Source organism: Brotomerdimonas butyrica (assembly GCF_025567305.1).
Classification (GTDB): Bacteria; Bacillota; Clostridia; order Peptostreptococcales; family Anaerovoracaceae; genus Lentihominibacter; species Lentihominibacter butyricus.
Window position 1 is genome coordinate 160,304 of the sequence record NZ_JAOQJP010000003.1, and the last position, 13,935, is coordinate 174,238.

The 13,935-nt window shown below is 48.9% G+C and carries 14 protein-coding genes and 1 riboswitch; of the genes, 1 reads left to right on the plus strand and 13 read right to left on the minus strand.

Annotated elements, in window-relative coordinates; all coding sequences use genetic code 11:
* The first annotated feature begins 446 nt into the window (after positions 1 to 446).
* Positions 447 to 1,283: a hypothetical protein gene (locus tag OCV59_RS03485; protein WP_147593123.1), complete on the plus strand. Its 837-nt coding sequence runs from the start codon at positions 447 to 449 to the stop codon at positions 1,281 to 1,283.
* Here OCV59_RS03485 and OCV59_RS03490 read toward each other — a convergent pair whose 3' ends face one another.
* The 13 genes from OCV59_RS03490 to OCV59_RS03550 all read right to left on the minus strand — a co-directional run bounded on the left by OCV59_RS03490 (position 1,284) and on the right by OCV59_RS03550 (position 13,860).
* Positions 1,284 to 1,808 (minus strand): GNAT family N-acetyltransferase, encoded by a 525-nt coding sequence (locus OCV59_RS03490; RefSeq protein ID WP_147593124.1) that lies wholly within the window; start codon positions 1,806 to 1,808, stop codon positions 1,284 to 1,286. It abuts the gene before it with no gap.
* On the minus strand, positions 1,789 to 2,604 hold the full coding sequence (locus tag OCV59_RS03495) for a prolipoprotein diacylglyceryl transferase (RefSeq protein WP_147593125.1): 816 nt from the start codon (positions 2,602 to 2,604) through the stop codon (positions 1,789 to 1,791). The genes OCV59_RS03490 and OCV59_RS03495 overlap by 20 nt, the downstream gene beginning before the upstream one ends.
* A gap of 12 nt (positions 2,605 to 2,616) precedes the next feature.
* Complete coding sequence (locus tag OCV59_RS03500; RefSeq protein ID WP_262584091.1) at positions 2,617 to 2,940, minus strand: DUF4190 domain-containing protein; 324 nt, start codon at positions 2,938 to 2,940, stop codon at positions 2,617 to 2,619.
* 173 nt (positions 2,941 to 3,113) lie between these two features.
* Positions 3,114 to 3,362: a DUF2321 domain-containing protein gene (locus OCV59_RS03505; RefSeq protein WP_147593126.1), complete on the minus strand. Its 249-nt coding sequence runs from the start codon at positions 3,360 to 3,362 to the stop codon at positions 3,114 to 3,116.
* A gap of 93 nt (positions 3,363 to 3,455) precedes the next feature.
* Positions 3,456 to 6,329 carry a molybdopterin-dependent oxidoreductase gene (locus OCV59_RS03510; RefSeq protein ID WP_147593127.1) on the minus strand — a complete coding sequence of 958 codons (2,874 nt, stop codon included), beginning with the start codon at positions 6,327 to 6,329 and terminating at the stop codon, positions 3,456 to 3,458.
* Between the two features lie 208 nt (positions 6,330 to 6,537).
* A riboswitch (molybdenum cofactor riboswitch) is annotated at positions 6,538 to 6,659 on the minus strand.
* Between the two features lie 267 nt (positions 6,660 to 6,926).
* Positions 6,927 to 7,235, minus strand: coding sequence for an MGMT family protein (locus tag OCV59_RS03515; RefSeq protein ID WP_147593128.1), 309 nt, complete (start codon positions 7,233 to 7,235; stop codon positions 6,927 to 6,929).
* Positions 7,235 to 8,026 carry a hypothetical protein gene (locus tag OCV59_RS03520; RefSeq protein WP_147593129.1) on the minus strand — a complete coding sequence of 264 codons (792 nt, stop codon included), beginning with the start codon at positions 8,024 to 8,026 and terminating at the stop codon, positions 7,235 to 7,237. The genes OCV59_RS03515 and OCV59_RS03520 overlap by 1 nt, the downstream gene beginning before the upstream one ends.
* Positions 8,027 to 8,079: 53 nt before the next feature.
* Positions 8,080 to 8,550, minus strand: coding sequence for an AzlC family ABC transporter permease (locus OCV59_RS03525; RefSeq protein ID WP_147593130.1), 471 nt, complete (start codon positions 8,548 to 8,550; stop codon positions 8,080 to 8,082).
* Complete coding sequence (locus OCV59_RS03530; RefSeq protein ID WP_147593131.1) at positions 8,547 to 9,200, minus strand: GDSL-type esterase/lipase family protein; 654 nt, start codon at positions 9,198 to 9,200, stop codon at positions 8,547 to 8,549. The genes OCV59_RS03525 and OCV59_RS03530 overlap by 4 nt, the downstream gene beginning before the upstream one ends.
* 116 nt (positions 9,201 to 9,316) lie before the next feature.
* Positions 9,317 to 10,813, minus strand: a complete 1,497-nt coding sequence (locus tag OCV59_RS03535; RefSeq protein ID WP_147593132.1) for an aspartate aminotransferase family protein — start codon at positions 10,811 to 10,813, stop codon at positions 9,317 to 9,319.
* Between the two features lies 1 nt (position 10,814).
* A complete protein-coding gene (locus OCV59_RS03540; protein ID WP_147593133.1) occupies positions 10,815 to 11,258 on the minus strand; it encodes a GtrA family protein in 444 nt (147 codons plus the stop codon).
* Positions 11,255 to 12,244, minus strand: a complete 990-nt coding sequence (locus tag OCV59_RS03545; protein WP_147593134.1) for a class II aldolase/adducin family protein — start codon at positions 12,242 to 12,244, stop codon at positions 11,255 to 11,257. The genes OCV59_RS03540 and OCV59_RS03545 overlap by 4 nt, the downstream gene beginning before the upstream one ends.
* Positions 12,245 to 12,258: 14 nt before the next feature.
* Positions 12,259 to 13,860, minus strand: a complete 1,602-nt coding sequence (locus OCV59_RS03550; RefSeq protein ID WP_147593135.1) for a xylulokinase — start codon at positions 13,858 to 13,860, stop codon at positions 12,259 to 12,261.
* Between the last annotated feature and the right edge of the window lie 75 nt (positions 13,861 to 13,935).

The window sequence follows — 13,935 nt, forward strand, 5'->3', positions numbered from 1 at the left end:
CAATTTCAGCCATAAAGCAGAAATATCCTATGTAAAATGGCGGAAATCTGGAAATCATGTGGACCTGTCTGTATGTACGTTCTAAGTCTTCAATAATCATTTGTAAAATTTCAGCCAAACGATCGCATCTGGAGCAAGAAATGGCGGAAATCTGGAAACAAATAAAAGTTCTGCCTGCTAGCTATGCCCCAGGAAAACTGCTCGGCCAGTTTTATATGGATATAATTTACATATTTCAGCTGCAACACCTGATATATCATATGTTTTTGGCTGAAACAGCAGTGCAAAACTATGCAAAACCCTGCAAAACAATCCTGCAATCATCACTTTACATTACCTTTGAGCGTATGGTATCATTACATGTTCGGAATATGCCAAACCATACCGGATACACATCAGTAATAATCACAGTATTCATTCAGAACAGGAGTATAAACAGATATATTATGAAAAAACACAAAAGAAAATTTCCCGCAAGACTGTTTACAGCAATGAAACGGGAACTCCGGGAACATCGCAGCTCATTTATAGCATACAATATTTTCAGAGCCCTCGTGATCGTGATAATGATCTTCACGATATTCAACAGGAATTTTGAAAGTTCGTTTCTGTGCCTGCTGACGCTCATCCTCCTCACAGTCCCGAGCCTCATGCAGGTAGCACTCAAGATAGAACTTCCGACAGTTCTCGAAATCACTCTGCTTGCGTTCATATTCGCCGCAGAGATACTCGGCGAGCTCTGCAACTTTTACACGATCTTCCCTTACTGGGATACTGTGCTGCACACACTGAACGGCTTCCTTATGGCTGCGATAGGACTCTCGCTGGTGCAGCTGCTCAACAGCAGTGACCGCATACTTTTCCAGCTTTCGCCGATATTTACATCTATAGTATCGTTCTGTTTCTCGATGACGATAGGCGTTCTGTGGGAGTTTTTCGAATTCAGCATGGACAGATTTTTTGAGCTCGATATGCAGAAAGATACTGTAGTCCACAAGATTTCTTCCGTCCTGCTGCATCCTGCAGGTGAAAATGTGCCGATAGTGATAAAGAACATCCGCGATGTTACCGTCTCCGGTACCGATCTGGGGCTTGGAGGCTACCTGGATATCGGTCTGATCGACACCATGGCTGACCTCTTCGTCAACTTCATAGGCGCGATAGTATTCGCGATACTGGGATATTTCTACGTAAAAAACAGGGAGCAGAATTCCGTTGTCGGAAAACTGATTCCCCGTAAAAAAGACACTGATAAAGATTATTTAGCTGCGCAGGATCGATGATCACAGCTTTTTCTCAAGACACAATAGTTTAACGCCGTTTATCCCGTTGAACGATGTGCACGGCACGACGCCCGCTTCCATGAATCCCAGTGATGCGTAAAGGCTGCGGGCTCTGCTGTTCTTTACATTAGTGTCCATGCGCAGGTATCTGCATCCGTTCTCAGCGGCGTATTTTTTATAATGATCGACAAAAGCCCTGCCGTAACCCTTTCCGCCTTTCGCAGGATCTACCACAAGTGTGTGCATGACCATGATCTCATCGTCAGCCGCATCGTATTCCCATTCGGCGCCTGCATATTCAGCTCCCTGTGTCTGATCTATCCTGGCAGCAGCTGCGATTTCTCCATCATGTTCGAGCACGAACAGTGTTCCTCGCTGCAATGCGTCCATAGCAGTCTGCCTCGTCGGATATATTCCTCTGACCCAGCCTATCAGCTTGTGCTCACGCGCTTCTTCCTGCGTTATTATCGCGTCATAGATCTTTTCGATCGCATCTATATCCGCTTCAACTGCTTTTCTGATCATTTACCTGCCTCCTGAAATCCTGTTTCCTGTTTTGCCTGCCCGAAATATATATATGCACCAATACGGCTGCAACCAGTATGATACTTATCCACTGCGATACCGAAAACATCAGCAATCCGCCTCGCGCCTCGTCGCCTCTGAGGAATTCCAGACAGAATCTTACCGGTGCATACAGAAGTATATATGTCCACAGTATACTGACCCTGTTCACTGTATGCCCTGCATAAAATGCGAGGACAGCAAATATCAATATCTCGACTGCTGCTTCTATCGCCTGGACAGGCAGCAGCGGCACATCGTTCGGCGCTATATGCGATGAATGGTATGTGATGCTGAACGGAATATCAGCTTCTATACCGTAACAGCACCCAACCAGCAGACACCCGATCCTGGCTATGCCGTGCGCGAGTGCGAATCCAGGTATCAGCACCGGAAAAAAGTCAGTTATCTCTTTCCCGTACCTGCCGGCTGCATAGCCGGCAAGAAGAAGAGCTCCGATCAATCCTCCGTAAAAAACCATCCCCCCGCTGATGTATTTGTTTACGACAAGCTCAAGACTCATTTCATCTGACTGTATATCACTGATGATGTCACCTGTCGAAACGAGCAGATAAAGTATCTTGGCTCCTGCAGCGGCTCCCAGCGCACCGAAAACGAATATGTATGCCGTATCATCTCTGTCCAGCCCGAATTTCCTGCAAGAAAATAAGGCATATGCCATTGCCAGACATATGCCCGAGACTCCGATAAGTCCATATACAGGAACAGCTCGACCTAAGATCATCAATGCTTCCACTGTCCCATTCTCCTAAACAGCAAGTCCTGCGATCCCTGCCATTCCTACACATGCCACGCATGCAACGAAGAATATCGCTCCGCCTATAATACCTATCACAGATAATATAAAGCCTGCAGTCCTGATGTTTTCATCATAACCCTCTTCTTTTGACTTGGAGGCCATTACCACACCTATAATACCAAGTACCACCGACAGTATGGATGAATATCCGAAAAACCACAGTACTACAGATATTATACCCAGTACAAGTGACGCGATAGCTTTGTTCTTTCCGGGGATCTCACCATTTGGCTGATAACCTCCCATGTTCTGATTGTTGTTTTGTGAATCCATATCTTCTTCTCCTCAATAAAATAAAACTTTGAATGTTGCACTATTTATCAGTATATCAAACAGTCGTACAAAAAGTAAAGAGCATACCCTTACGCTGGTAATGTCGGTAATGTCACTCCCCTTACGCTGTCGGCGCCAAATTTCTGTCAAGTTTCTGTAACAGACGTACCCGACTATACATCAGATTTCCATCGGAATTCAGCGCCGCACACTCTGCACTTTTCCGGTCTCATCGAATCGTTCGGCTTCGGCCCTCTGGGCACCGAGCCGTAATAATACCATTTTTTTATAAGCTCTCCGCACTCAGGACATGAATCGATCATCTTCGCCCCGCATACGCCGCATGTATCGCCCGGTCTCACTCGCTTGAAATCGGTTTTAAGATGGCCGTTTTCGCATATGTGCAAATAAAAATTAGTCATGTATCCTTATACCTGCTTTCCTGCAAAAGAACAGGCCACCACATATGCAGTGACCTGTCTGTAATTCTTTATTCAGTGATCAGCAACCTGCTGCTAGTCCCAGCTTAACGGATTAGCCTTGATCTTCTCGAGTTCTTCATACATATCTGAACCGAGGAAGTACTTTTCAGGTTTCTCAGGCTTCTCGCCTCTTGCGATCGCTTCGATTCCTGCCTTTACCTTATCCGGTGATGCAGGCAGTTCGTAGATTCTTACGCCGCAGGCATTGTTGATAGCATTGATAACCGCAACGTGGTCTGACGACTGGAATGCTTCTGATGCTCCGGATGATCCGAAAGGTCCTCTTTCGTCATATCCGTCGATGTGGATAGCAGTCATGTCATCCGGAATATCCTTGATGTAAGGTACTCCTGCCTTCAGCATGTTGGTATCTTTCGTCACATCTTCATAGTTTTCGGAAAGTGCGAATCCTATCGAGTGTGACATACCGCCGAATGCCTGGCCGTTTACTGACTGGATGTTACCAACCTTACCTACCCAGTCAACGCATGTCATCTTGTCTACAGTAGTCTTACCTGTCTTCATATCAACAGTTACTTCTGAGAGATACAGCGCATATGTGTAAGCATATGTAGGGTTACCCTGTCCGTCGTTAGGGTCGAGGAAGTCGAAGTAATCCCATTCATCTGCAGCAACCCAGTGTCCGTCGTATCTTGTAGGGATACCCTCTGCGATCATTTCATCGTAAGTTCTGTATGTTCCGTCTTCCTTACGCATTGCGTCAGCCAGCATCTTTGCAGCTACGATCGATGCTTTACCGTTAGCAAAGTGTGATCTTGAACCTGCAGACTCACCTGTGTTAGGGCAGTATTTACTGTCTGTCTGGATGACCTTTACATCATCAGGCGTAACTGTAGGGAAGTAAGGTCTCAGTGCTTCGAGTGTGCAGACGAGTGATCCTGCGTCTCCGCCCTGGCCCTGATCCTGCCATGTATCGTATTTTCTGAATTTGCCGTCGCCAACGAGTTCGATAGCTACTGTAGCTTCGTCAACGCCGCCGAGTCCTACGTTGTATCCGCCCCATGCGATACCTACACCCTTTCTCTTCGAGCCGTCTGAAGCAGCGTTGAATTCATCTGCTCTCTTAACAGCTTCATCATATATAGGCTTTAATGTATCCATCATCTCTTCCATAGGGTACTGGAGGAATTCTCTCTGGTTCAGGTTGAGATCGCCTTTTCTTGCGATATTCTTGTATCTGAACTCGAACGGATCCATTCCGATCTTCTCTGCCATCATATCGATAAGAGCTTCGCCGCATGTGTATGCCTGAGGAGCTCCGTAGCCTCTGTAAGGAACACCGAAGTTGTGGTTTGTTACAGCACTTCTTCCGAGACCTACTACGTTTGGTACATAGTAAGGGAAGAACATGAATCTCAGGATCTTTGTAACCTTGTCGTCTCCCATTTCAGGATATGCACCGTGGTCGATACCTGAATCGAATTCTCCTGCGAGGATCTTTCCGTCCTTGTCGCATGCGAGTCTTCCGTTGAAGAATGCCGGTGAACGCTTACCTGAGAATGCCATGAACTCATCGTAAGTCATAGATAATGCAACAGGCATTCCAGTAACCTTTGTAGCTACGCCTGCGAGTGCGTATGAAGCTGCGTTCATCGCCCATCCGAATGAACCGCCTGTAGGGTTTTCGATAACACGGAGATCTTCAACAGGGATACCGATAGCTTCTGCCATATCGTCTCTGTCAAAGTACAGAGTCATCGTCTTGCAGTGTACGCAGAGCTTGCCGTCTTCATCATAGTAAGCCTGAACTGTATCTCCCTCGATCGAAAGATGCGGCTCTCTTGATGAATAGAAGCTTCCGTCTACAGCATAAGGAGCGTTGTCTATCATCTCTGCCACGTGATCGTAGTCGCCCTTTAATACAGGCTGAGTACTGTATATATTGTCGAATGAATCGTGGATCCTCTCTGCTTCAGGTTTTACAGCTTCAAGGTAGCTCATGTATTCAGGCAGCGGTTCGAGATCTACAACGACCTTCTTAGCTGCTGCTCTTGCATGATCCTTAGTATCTGCAACTACCATTGCAACAGGGTCTCCCCATCTGAATATCTTTTCGTCTGCGAGCAGCTTGTGAGTCTGTTCGAATTCAACTGTTCTCGGTGAGAACTGGTATGCCATCAGCTTGTTTGCGCCAGGATTATCTTTTGCAGTGATGACCTTAACTACGCCAGGCATCTTCTCTGCTTCTGAGAAATCGATGTTCAGGATCTTGGCGTGGTTAGCCTTCATCGGCATTACGAGTACTGCATGAAGTGTTTCTGCAGGCATCTTGAGCTCGATATCATCGCCGTAGTCGCATACACCGCATGCCTTTGCCATAGCATTAGGACGAACGAGCGGCTTGCCGTAGAAACCTTCTTCTATATCTTTTGACCAGTCATATGTGATGTCTTCGAATGTCTTTTCACCACGCATGATAGCAGCTGCTTCCATAACAGCGTCTACGATCTGCTTGTATCCTGTACATCTGCAGACATTTCTTGTCTTCTGGAACCAGTCTCTTATTTCTTCTCTTGTCGGATCCGGGTTTTCAAGAAGCAGCTGATAAGCTGAAACGATGAATCCAGGTACGCAGAACCCGCACTGTACTGCTCCGAGGTTTACCCATGCATACTGAAGCGGATGAGGATGGAGCGGATTACCGATACCTTCGATAGTCATAACTGTGCTGTATTCTTCTATGCTCTTGATTTTTCTGACACATGAACGAACCACTTTTCCATTGAGGATAACGGAACATGCTCCGCATACACCTGTACCGCAGCCTACTTTAGTTCCTGTAAGTCCCAGACGACGAAGTACGGATGCCAGTGTGTCCTTCTCCGGATCACAGATGAACATACGGTCTGCACCGTTGATGTTCAGCGTAAGTTTCTTTAAATTCATAATAATTGCCTCCGATTTCACAACATTACTTTAACTACGAACTACGCACTAAGAATATAAAAACCCTTTTCACGCACAGTGAAAAGGGCTTCAGACGATGAAACATAAATACAGGCTCCAAGTGGTTTTCTCTGCAAAAAACACCTCTTTTTACACGGCATCATGCAAATACGCCGTACATTGGGATATTATGGCGTTTTTCGGCAAAGCCTGCACTTTTTATCCTTTCCAAATGCGGGAGGCCTGAGCGTTTCCACACAGACCCTAACGTTCCATACTCCATGCTTTTGCCAGAGCGAAGGGGTTATGGACTCGGATCTTTATAAGTCTATTACGTCATTACGTTGATAATATTTTATCAGTAAATTATGAATAAAGTCAACTACATATAACGACTTTTTTTAACCGTCTTGCTATCTTTATGTGATATGTTTGCAATCATTGATTTTAACATTTCTTCGGGTGGTACATCTGTTATCTGAACAACACAATATATGCTTTTGTGCGTTTTTCACCATTTATACACGAAACGAGCGACCCTCATCATGCAGGATCGCTCATTTTTATTGCTTTTGGTTTATTGCTTTCTGATTCTTTTTATTCTTCCCAGCGGCATTTCCTTATATCCACGTGGTGCTCGTCTTTCATAGGCACGCCTTCCATCATGAGCAGGCTCCTCTGCTCCGTCCAGCCCGGCACGAGCCTTCCCGCGTGATTCACGACGCGGTGGCACGGGTATTCACCGTACATGCCTGACACCGAGAGCGCCTTCCCGACAAGCCTGGCATTTTTCTCACGACCTATAAGCCGCGCTATCTGTCCGTATGTCGCAACGCATCCTTCCGGTATCTCCTCGACTACAGACAGTATCTCATACAGAAGATCTTCATCAAGCTGCTTTTTCATCACGCAAGCTCCCTGTTCTCCTTCACCTGTCCGTAAACGAATCCGAGCAGCTTGACTACGTTGTCGGTAAATGCACTTTCGCCTTCCTTGTACGTATCGTTTTCAAGCGATCCCACTATCATCTCTGCCTTTTCAGCTGCGCCTGACTGCGCCATGTCCAGAGCGAACGGATCCTGATCTCTTATCGCTGCTATCGCTATGATACCGCATGCTGCGATATCGACTTTCAGCGCATGCTCGTCTGCAGTATTTCCTGATGAAACAGCTTCATAACGGTCCTGCAGATCGTCGCAGAAAGCGATCCACTTGTCGCCGACCTCATCGAATGTCCTCGCTGCGATGCTGTCTCTGTATTCATCGCGGCACACCTTATGGTCGTGCTTAGGCAGCGATTTCCATGTAAAGTACTCGAGTATCGAATATACGCACACTTCGTGTATGCCGTACTCGATATTGTCAAGACCCTCGAACGGCGGCACCTGGAAAAACTCCTCTATATCATCGTAAAGTCTCTTGAATATGTCATCCGCCTTGTTGCTTTTCATGAACTTCTCGAACTCCGCTTTCACGGATTCGGTCTCCTCCATGAGCAGGTCGACGTCATACAGCTTTTTCTCGTCATTTTTTATCATTTCATCGAAATACGCTCTGCACTTTTCCACAGTCTCAGGCTTCAGCCCCTTCATCAGCTTGTCGAAATCGATGACTTCACCTGCTATCTGACCTCTGGTAAGCTCTCTTTTATCGCCCATGCAGATATTCCGCATTTCTATCGCAACTTCATAATCCATAAATCCGTCTGATCCTCCTGTTCCCGATATATAAAATCTCTACAGTTAATATATCAAAAATACAGGCTGTCAGCAAGCAGCAAAAGCATGCAGGCGCCGGTGCCCAGGACTATGCTCAGCAGCGCCACATAAAACATCGTCTGCTCTTTTTCCTTCTCAGGCATGTCCAGCGTACAGTTGACTGCATATGTCTCGTCCATCATCGTATGTATCATGTAAAGCTTCCTGCGCCCCATCCTCCTGAAGTCATCAAGGAACGTCAGGCTGTAGAAGCTCTGCCTGCTGTTCATCAGAAACGCTGTCACCGCTATCGTCAACATCGACGCTCCGCTGCTCAGGAATGTGATAAGTACGAACTGGAACGCGCCTGTGTATACGGTCGCACTTATAAGAAGCGAGTAGTACCACGCCAGCCCGTGCTCCTCCATCGTTATTCCGTACGCCATGCTCACGAAGATATAGCTGCACATTATCGGCAGCGATTTTATGAATGCAGTCTTTATCAGTTCACGCTTTCCGGTCATTGCCTTTTCTCTGTCCCTCCGTTTTGCGAAAATATCTCGAACACTTTTTTCGATACCGCATCAGCCAGATTCCTGTGTCCTTCAGCATCGAGATGCTCCTGGTCAACTGCGCTCGGTTTTGCGTAGTCGGATGCGGCCAGATACGATATGTCCCATTTGCCTGACAGTTCCCTGTAAGCCGAAGGAAGCGCTCTTGCCACCTTTACAGATTCTTTTCCGAATTCAGGGTCGAATTCTTCTCTCCATACTTCATCTCCAAGCTCGATCGGTGACAGCAGGAGCACCTCGCAGTCTCCCGAGAAATCTCTGATCTGACCGAGCAGGGAATCTATCCCCGCCGATATCGATGAAACCGTCGGATCATACACTGTTTTGCAGTCATTGGTGCCGAGCATCAGGATGACGAGATCCAGCGGTGCATGCGCCTCAAGCAGCACAGGCAGCAGTTCTGCGCCGGATCTGCCCGGACGGCTGACATCGTCAAAGACCGTCGTCCTGCCGCACAATCCTTCCTCCACCACCTGGAACCCGTCTCCTGAAAGTGCATCCTGGAGACGACCTGTCCACCTCGTTTCCCAGTCATATCTGTTATCAGTTCCCGCTACGAGTCCCCATGTATTCGAATCGCCAAAGCAAAGTATCCTTTTCATTATCATCCACCGCCCTTTTTACTGTCATCAATATATCTTTTAACGCTGTTCCTACGATTTATGATAATGATATATTTTAATTCCTATTTTGTCAATAGGTTTATAGGGTTATATTGCTATTTCAGCAGCCCCTTGTCTGTTTTTTTCACGTGTCTGAACACTTCTTCGAATCTGTCGAGAGCTTCGTCTATGATCTCAGGTGTGTCTGCAAGCGATGTGTAAAGTCTGCTGCCCGCGAGCGTCACGATGCCGTTTGCCATGTAGGCAGCGCCCATCCTTTCCATGGAATCCTTTCTCACATACATCATATCCTTGTGCTTCAGCAGTCCGATCGCGGATTTCAGGAAACACATCGACGAGAAGTCAAAGCTCATCGCACCCGTACATTCCAGGTGCACGATAGAACCCTGATTGTATGCGACGAAAGGCAGGCTGTACTGACTTATTAGGGACTTGAGTCCGTCGCAGAGCCTGTCTCCCATCTGTCCTGCGACCTCGCACGCATTGGTCCTCTCGATCTCTTTTATCGTCGTATATCCTGCAAGGCACGAGAGCGGATTTGCAGCGAGCGTACCGCCTACATACGCCCTGTGCTTTCCTGTAGCCAGACCTGCAGCCATCAGCTCGGCATACTCGCGCTTGCCGCCGACGCCGCCTGCCGACGGATAACCGCCTGCGACGATCTTTCCGAAAACAGTCAGATCAGGCACGACGTCAAAGTATCCCTGCGCACCCGAAAGCGCCAGCCTGAATCCCGTCACTACCTCATCGAATATCAGCAGTGCCCCGTACTTGTCGCACAGCTCACGAACGCCCTTGTTATAATCCTTTGCGACCGGTCTCGTGCCGCTTTCCGGACCTGCCGGCTCGACGATAACGGCTGCAGTACCGCCTTTCAGCCTGTTGCGTTTCATCATCTTCCCGAGCATATCGAGGTCGTTCGGACGCACTTCATCAGTTCTCCTGTAAGCTCCCGGCGTTATCCCGTGTGACTCCAGCAGCGCGCGGCTTCCCGGGATCTTCAGCCCGTATACCATCTGATCCGACCAGCCGTGATAAGCTCCGCCGATCTTGATTATCCTCTTCTTGCCCGTCGCGATCCTCGCGATACGGAGTGCCGCCATCACCGACTCCGTTCCGGAGCCCAGCATACGGAACATTTCCACATTAGGCATATGCTTCGTTATCTCTTTCGCGATCATCATCTCTGATTCGTGGAGCAGCCCGGTCACAGGTCCGCATGTATTGAGCAGCTCGATAACTTTCTCCCTTACCGCAGGGTAGTTGCTGCCCAGTATCGTAGGACCGCCTGCCTGCAGAAAATCTATGTACCTGTTGCCGTCCTGGTCGTAAAGGTATGCGCCTTCCGTCTTCGCCATGCACATAGGGAACGGCTTGTTGAATGCGAGATTGTGCTGCACGCCTCCCGGTATGTATTTCTGCGACTCCTCGTATACCGCCTTCGATGCTTTGCACTTTTCATCGAAATATTTCATCACGACATTGTCGTAATAATCATCGTCGACTTCCCATATCTCCTGACTCGTCAGTTCCTTTAGCTGTCTGTTTATCTCTGCAGGATCGTCCCATCTGCTCACTCCGCAATTTTTCATTTTATTTTCTCTCCTTATACGCTTTTTTCTTTGCTATATCGTTCGTATCTATCGTTTTTCCGAAGACGACGAATCTGTCGTACAGATATTCTGTCGTTATGTTCATCAGCATGTTCAGCCCCGTGACAAGATACTCGTTCCACCCGAGGTCTTCTGCCAGATAATTGCCTAGTATCGTGGTGACAGGTGTGAACACACAGTAGAATGCCAGTATCTTCATCATCGCCAGCGGAACGTTATTAGCCGATTTGAATGTGAATTTCCTGTTCAGCGTGAAGTTCCAGAGCACCGACAGCACGAGTGCTATCAGGTAGCGTGGCCAGTACTGCCAGTCTGTAAGCTGTGTCAGCAATGTGAACGACACGATCTCTATGATCCCCGCCGACACTGAAAACAGTACGAATTTTATAACTCTCAGTATTTCTTTTCTTTTTTCAGATATCATGATCTCTCCCGGTCTTTCTGCTTGGAATATTTATGCTTGTATACGAAGTTCATCAGCGCCACATCGACAACTCCGATCTTTTTGACTCTGCCTGACGCCAGTGTGTGCACCGCGCACAGGCACGACTTGTCGACCAGCAGCTTCAGTGCCTCCAGATCGTCCGCCGTTTCGGCTCTGACTGCTGCGCCAGTTCCTTTTATCAGCACGGCCGGATACTTATTCAGCAGATCTTCCGCTTCACTCGCAGTGCCTGCTGCAGGTATCTTCCTGCCTATCATCTGCGCCATATCGTCTACCTGCGCATATACGGGAGTTCCTGCGTCAGCGCAGATCCTTACAGCATCGGTGCTGAAAACGTCTGTATACCCGGACATCTTCTTAACCTGCACTGCCGCCCCGGCAGCCGCGCTCTGCGCCTTTCCATCAAAGCCTCTGATATTCCTCCTGCAGATATTTTCAAGAAGCACCGCGCGCTCCATAGCCTCATCACGGTCACGTCCGCATATCAGTACGCCGTGATGTATCATGAATACTGTCTGTATTCCCTGTTTCAGCACATCCGCTACCGCGTTCGTCAGCTTCTTCATTCCGGGCAGTCCGTATGCAGCGAGACCGATCCCGCCGAGCTTTTCGCGTTCTTCGTCTGTGATGTCCAGATCTTCCAGCCCTGTCAGCCCTATCGCGGTCGCATATTTCTGATGTGTGTGTATCACGAACTCCGTTTCCGGGAAACAGTTGTACGCTGCGATGTGCACGCCGCGCTCTCCCGAAGGCTTGTGCTTTCCTTCCCATTCCTCCGTCTCTGTATCGAGCACGACTATATCGTCTTCCCGAGTCTGCATGTAGTCGAGCCCGCTCGGTGTTATCAGGCAGTGGCTGCTGTCGAGCCTGCAGCTTATATTGCCCCACGTCCTCGCAACCAGTTCCTCCTGAAGAAGTTCTTTTCCGGTCGCCACAAGCAGCGCCCTTTTTTCTTTTTCATCCATTCCGTTGTTCTCCTTTATTCATGTACCGTATTCAGCATAGCGAAGTTCTTTTTGTTGTTCCTGTAAAGCTGCACGAATACGCTGTAATTGCGGTCATAGACTTTCCCGGCGTCAGGATCCGGCACGAACCTGTCCTTTACAGGGACCAGTCTGTCTATATCGTCAAAACCGCCGATCACACCGCTGCCCACAGCTACCAGCAGCGCCGCCCCCGTCGATCCCGTGTCTTTCGTGTTTTCCACGGTCTCGACGGTCCTGCCCGTTATATCCGCGAGCATCTGACATGTCACATCCGAAAGTGCACCGCCGCCGACGAATCTCAGCGTATCGGATGTCTGCACTTTTCTGCTCTCGCACTCGAGCATCCATCGCAGATGATAGCATATGCCCTCGAGCACTGCCCTTATCATCTCGGTCTTTCCAGTCTCGATCCTAATGTTGAAGAACATCCCCGCCGCATTCGGATCTTCGAACGGACATCTGTTGCCGTGCAGCCATGGTGTGAATATCACCCCGCCGGCTCCCGGCGGCACCTTTGCGACCGTATCCGACAGATAGTCATAAAGGCTCTCGTAAAGAGACTCCCGGCTTTCCGCGACATCGGTCTTCTGCATATACACGCCTATCTCGTCTAGCGCCAGATGCTCCTTGACCCACTGGAAACACTTGCCTGCGGTCTCCATCTCTGCGAAGTAGTTGTACTTCCCGCTCTGCGCGCCTACGATCCCTGCTATCATCGAGACGATGTCGACCTTCTGTCTGTCTATCACCGTGCCTACCCATCCGGACGTCCCGGAGTAGATATGTGTCGCGCCGGTCCTGGTACAGCCCGCACCTACGCCGATCAGCGTCGCATCGCCGCCTCCGCCGTAAACCGCCGTTCCCGGCGCAAGTCCCAGCTCCGACGCCGCTTTTTCCGTCAGACCGCCCGCCACATCCGTGCACTCTATGATCTCGGGAAGATGTTCCGGCTCCACGCCGTACATCCTGCAGAGGCTTTCATTCCAGCCTTCTCGCCCTTTTCTCGTATCGTACAGAAACGTCGCATACGCGGAATCTCTCGTCATCACGAACCTGTCCGTGCACCTGGCGATCAGATACTCTTTGACATCAAGCCACTTGTGCGCTTTTGCAAAGATCTCCGGCTCGTTCTTCTGGACCCACTTGTATTTCCACACCGGATCTTTTACGCTCGTCGACGCCGCGTGCGTGATCTTCAGACTCTTCAGCAGCTTGAAGACGTTGACGCCTGCGATCCTGATGCCGTGGCTCTGACATTCCTTCATTTCCCTTACGGCTCGCTGATCCATGTAGCTCATCGGCCGTCTCAGCGCCCTGCCTTCCCGGTCGACCAGCACCATTCCCTGCATCTGCGAACAGAACGATATCCCGTCTATCATATCCGGGGTCACATCGGTTTCTGACATTATCTCCTTCGTGGTGCTGCACATGGCCTCCCACCACTGGTCCGCATCCTGTTCGGCACCGCCGTTTTCCAGTATGTAAAGATCATAGTCGCTGTATGTGCCTGCTATCATCTCTATCGTTTCACCTATGGAAAACAGGCAGGTCTTGAGCCCTGTCGTGCCTATATCATATGCGATAACATAAAGCATTTTCTCCTCCTTCTCCGTTATCTGCAGTTGTCTGTGATAGTACGTCTCTGTCTGTAATTATATGCCGGCCGGCTG

Bases quoted from the DNA above. Each gene is read 5' to 3' on its own strand.
- OCV59_RS03500 (WP_262584091.1), bottom strand. From the start codon at position 2,940: ATGGATTCACAAAACAACAATCAGAACATGGGAGGTTATCAGCCAAAT.
- OCV59_RS03505 (WP_147593126.1), bottom strand. From the start codon at position 3,362: ATGACTAATTTTTATTTGCACATATGCGAAAACGGCCATCTTAAAACC.
- OCV59_RS03515 (WP_147593128.1), bottom strand. From the start codon at position 7,235: ATGAAAAAGCAGCTTGATGAAGATCTTCTGTATGAGATACTGTCTGTA.
- OCV59_RS03540 (WP_147593133.1), bottom strand. From the start codon at position 11,258: ATGATATCTGAAAAAAGAAAAGAAATACTGAGAGTTATAAAATTCGTA.
- OCV59_RS03485 (WP_147593123.1), top strand. From the start codon at position 447: ATGAAAAAACACAAAAGAAAATTTCCCGCAAGACTGTTTACAGCAATG.
- OCV59_RS03510 (WP_147593127.1), bottom strand. From the start codon at position 6,329: ATGAATTTAAAGAAACTTACGCTGAACATCAACGGTGCAGACCGTATG.
- OCV59_RS03545 (WP_147593134.1), bottom strand. From the start codon at position 12,244: ATGGATGAAAAAGAAAAAAGGGCGCTGCTTGTGGCGACCGGAAAAGAA.
- OCV59_RS03490 (WP_147593124.1), bottom strand. From the start codon at position 1,808: ATGATCAGAAAAGCAGTTGAAGCGGATATAGATGCGATCGAAAAGATC.
- OCV59_RS03520 (WP_147593129.1), bottom strand. From the start codon at position 8,026: ATGGATTATGAAGTTGCGATAGAAATGCGGAATATCTGCATGGGCGAT.
- OCV59_RS03550 (WP_147593135.1), bottom strand. From the start codon at position 13,860: ATGCTTTATGTTATCGCATATGATATAGGCACGACAGGGCTCAAGACC.
- OCV59_RS03525 (WP_147593130.1), bottom strand. From the start codon at position 8,550: ATGACCGGAAAGCGTGAACTGATAAAGACTGCATTCATAAAATCGCTG.
- OCV59_RS03530 (WP_147593131.1), bottom strand. From the start codon at position 9,200: ATGAAAAGGATACTTTGCTTTGGCGATTCGAATACATGGGGACTCGTA.
- OCV59_RS03535 (WP_147593132.1), bottom strand. From the start codon at position 10,813: ATGAAAAATTGCGGAGTGAGCAGATGGGACGATCCTGCAGAGATAAAC.